Raw genomic sequence first — 3,705 nt, forward strand, 5'->3', positions numbered from 1 at the left:
ACAATATCAACACTATTAAAAATGGTGAGTTAGATTTTGGTATTGCTCAGTCTGATGTTGTTTATCAAGCTGCTAATGGTCAAAAAAAGTTTGAAGGTAAGCCTGTAAAAAAATTAAGATCAGTTATGGCTATTTATCCTGAACTATTCACTCTTATTACTAGAAAAGAAGCGGGTATCAAAGATATTATGGATATCAAAGGGAAAAGAATCAATTTAGGAAACCCAGGAAGTGGAAATGAAGCTACTGCTTTAGGTATGTTCAAAGCCTTAGGTATGAGTAAAGCTGATTTAGGTTTTGCTGGTGTATTAAAAGCTGGTGAAGCTCCTGATGCATTAAGAGATAATAAAATTGATGGATATTTTTATATGGTAGGTCACCCTACTGCAAATATTAAAGATGCTTCGAACTCTGTAAATGTTGCAATTACTCCTATCAAAGGTGAAAAAATTGATGCATATGTAAAAGCAAACCCATATTTCGCGCAAGCTGATGTACCAGCTGGATTATATAAAGGTGTAGATGCACCTGTTCCAACATTTGGTGTTAAAGCTGTTTTAGTTACTTCTACTGATGTTAGTGACAAGGCTGTTTATACTTTAGTTAAAGCTATCTTAGAAAACTTCGATGCATTTAAAAAACTGCATCCTGCATATGCAAACATTACAAAAAAATCATTACTTGATGGTTTAAGTGCTCCTCAACACGAAGGTGCTAAAAAATACTTTAAAGAGGCTGGATTATTATAATCTAAACTTTTTTATTTCAAAGGCTTTCTTGCCTTTGGAAGTTTTATTATTTGTCTTTTTATAAAATAGAAGAGAAATAATAAAATGAATTAAACTTAAGGATATTATTATGGCAATTTATGAAGAAAAACCCCACACCCTTAAAGAGTTAGAAAAAGAACAAGCAGAAGAGTCCCAAAAGGTTCTAAATGAACTTGAAGGTCAAAGAGTATTCGGAACTCAACACTACGAATTTTGGCTTATCTCTGCTATTGCTCTTTGTTGGTCTTTATTTCAGTTATATATTGTAATTGAACCAACTAACTCTACTATCTCAAGATCTGTTCATCTCTCTTTTGCTCTTGTTTTAGCTTTTATGGTTTACCCTATGATGAGAAAACCATATTTTCTTAGCAAAATTAGATGGTTTGGTTATACCTTTGCAACTATTGGTTTATGTACTGCTGGTTATATAGCTTTCTTTTTTGAAGATTTAGCATTAAGACCGGGTGATTATACTAACATGGATATTATCTTCGCTTTAATAGGTATTGTTATCTTACTTGAAGCTGGGAGAAGAGTTTTAGGTCTTGCCTTATCTATTATTGCAATTATCTTTTTAGCATATGATGTACTTGGACCTTATATGCCTGAGCTTATTATTCACAAAGGTGCATCTTTAAACAAATTAGCAGGTCATATGTTTTTAACAACTGAAGGTATTTTTGGTGTTCCTTTAGGTGTATCAACTGGTTTTGTATTTTTATTTGTATTATTTGGTTCACTTTTAGACAAAGCAGGAGCTGGTGAGTATTTTATCAATTTAGCTTTTGCTATGCTTGGTAAATTTAGAGGAGGACCAGCTAAAGCATCTGTTGTTGCTTCTGGATTTACTGGTATTATGAGTGGTTCTTCTATTGCTAATACAGTTACAACTGGTACATTTACAATTCCTTTAATGAAAAGAACAGGATTTAGACCTGAGCAAGCAGGGGCTGTTGAAGTTGCTTCATCTACTAATGGTCAGCTTATGCCTCCTGTTATGGGGGCTGCTGCATTTATTATTGCTGAGTTTTTAGGACTTGCATATACAGATGTTATCTTTGCTGCATTTATTCCTGCTTTTGTTTCATATTTTGCTTTATTTTACATTGTTCACTTAGAGGCATTAAAGTTAGGTTTAAAAGGAATGAATGATGAGGATTTACCTCCTAAGTGGAAAACTTTTGTACAAGGTATTCACTATTTAGTTCCTATATTCTTTTTACTTTATACACTTATGGTATTAAGGGAATCAGCTGCAAGTGCTGCTTTTAATGCAATTATGTTACTTATGTTATTAATGGTTGTACAGCATCCATTTAGAGCTTTTTTAGCAAAAGAGAAGATTACTAAAGACATTTTATTATCAGGTTTTGTGGATATTTTAGCTGGTATGATTAGTGGGGCTAAAAACATGATTCCAATTGCTGTTGCTACTGCATTAGCTGGTATTGTTGTTGGTTCTATTACCTTAACTGGTCTAGGGCAGGTATTACTTGATGTTATTGAGACTTTATCTGGTGGAAATATTTTCATCATACTTATTTTAGCTGCTTTAATTTCACTTATTTTAGGAATGGGATTACCTACTACTGCTAATTATATTGTTATGGCATCATTAACAGCACCAGTAATATTAATTTTAGCACAAGACAATGGGTTTATTATTCCAGCGATTGCGGCTCATTTATTTGTATTTTATTTTGGTATTTTAGCCGATGACACTCCACCTGTTGGACTTGCTGCTTATGCAGCAGCTGGTATTGCCAAAGCTGATCCTATTAAGACAGGTATTCAAGGGTTTAAGTATGACATTAGGACAGCTATTTTACCATTTATGTTTTTCTTTAATCCGGAGTTATTATTAATTTCAGGGGTTGATGCTCTTAATCCAGGGGATCCTAAAGGTTGGGTATGGATTACTAATCCATTTGAAATTCTTATTATCTTTACAACTGCTTTTATTGGGATGATGGCTTTCTCTTGTTTTACTCAGGGCTACTTTGTAACAAAAACTAATATTATTGAGAGGTTCTTATTTTTAGGTGTTGTTCCTTTTATGTTCTTACCTAAGATTATGGAGGCTAATCTTAGTCTGCCTTCTCATTATTTCTCGTATGTTTTTGGGATTACAATTTTCTTATCTCTTTACTTTATTCAAAAAGCAAAGATGAGAGCAGATACTATATATAATGAAGTATAGGTAAAATTTAAATATTTAGTAGAATATGAATGAAGAAATACAATGGAGGCAAAATGAAAAAGTTTATTATAGGTATGTTTTTTCTTATAAATAGTTCATCTTTATATTCTACTGACTTCATCACTTTAGGTACAGGTGAAGTTAATGCCACATATTATCCCCGCGGATTATTTCTTTGTAAGCTTATAAATGAGTTTCAAACTGAAAATAAAATTAGATGTTCAGTGGAATCAACTGATGGCTCAGTTTATAATATAAATGCAATAGATAAAGGGGAGTTAAATTTTGCAATTTCCCAATCTGATACAGTTTACAATGCTGTAAATGGGAAGAAAAATTTTTTAAATAATGAAAAAGAAAAAATAAGATCTGTTATTAGTATTTATCCTGAGTTATTAACTTTTATAGTGAGTAAAAAATCAGGAATAAAAAGTATAGAAGATATAGAAGGAAAGAGAATAAATATTGGAAATCCTCTTTCTGGAAGTAGAGTTAGTACATTAAAGTTATTTGAAAAGTATGGGATAAAAAAAGAAAAATTGTCATTAGCAGGAGGTTTGAAGATTGAAGATACTGCTGATGCATTAAGGGATGATAAAATTGATGGATATTTTTTCATGGTTGGACATCCTTCTCAAAATATAAAAGATGCGGTTGATTCAATACCTGTATCAATAATTCCACTAGCTGGAGATAAGGTAAATCAATTAGTAGAGGAAAATCCATATTTTT

Annotated in this window: 3 protein-coding genes; all 3 read left to right on the forward strand. The window is 31.9% G+C overall.

Annotated elements, in window-relative coordinates; genetic code table 11:
- A partial coding sequence (locus tag OIF36_00465) for a TAXI family TRAP transporter solute-binding subunit (GenBank protein ID MCV6598945.1) occupies window positions 1-749 on the forward strand: 749 nt, incomplete at its 5' end.
- Window positions 750-858: 109 nt separating this feature from the next.
- Complete coding sequence (locus OIF36_00470) at window positions 859-2,973, forward strand: TRAP transporter permease (protein MCV6598946.1); 2,115 nt, start codon at window positions 859-861, stop codon at window positions 2,971-2,973.
- 29 nt (window positions 2,974-3,002) lie between these two features.
- A partial coding sequence (locus OIF36_00475; GenBank protein ID MCV6598947.1) for a TAXI family TRAP transporter solute-binding subunit occupies window positions 3,003-3,705 on the forward strand: 703 nt, incomplete at its 3' end.

It is taken from the genome of Alphaproteobacteria bacterium (genome assembly GCA_025800285.1).
Taxonomy (GTDB): domain Bacteria; phylum Pseudomonadota; class Alphaproteobacteria; order JAOXRX01; family JAOXRX01; genus JAOXRX01.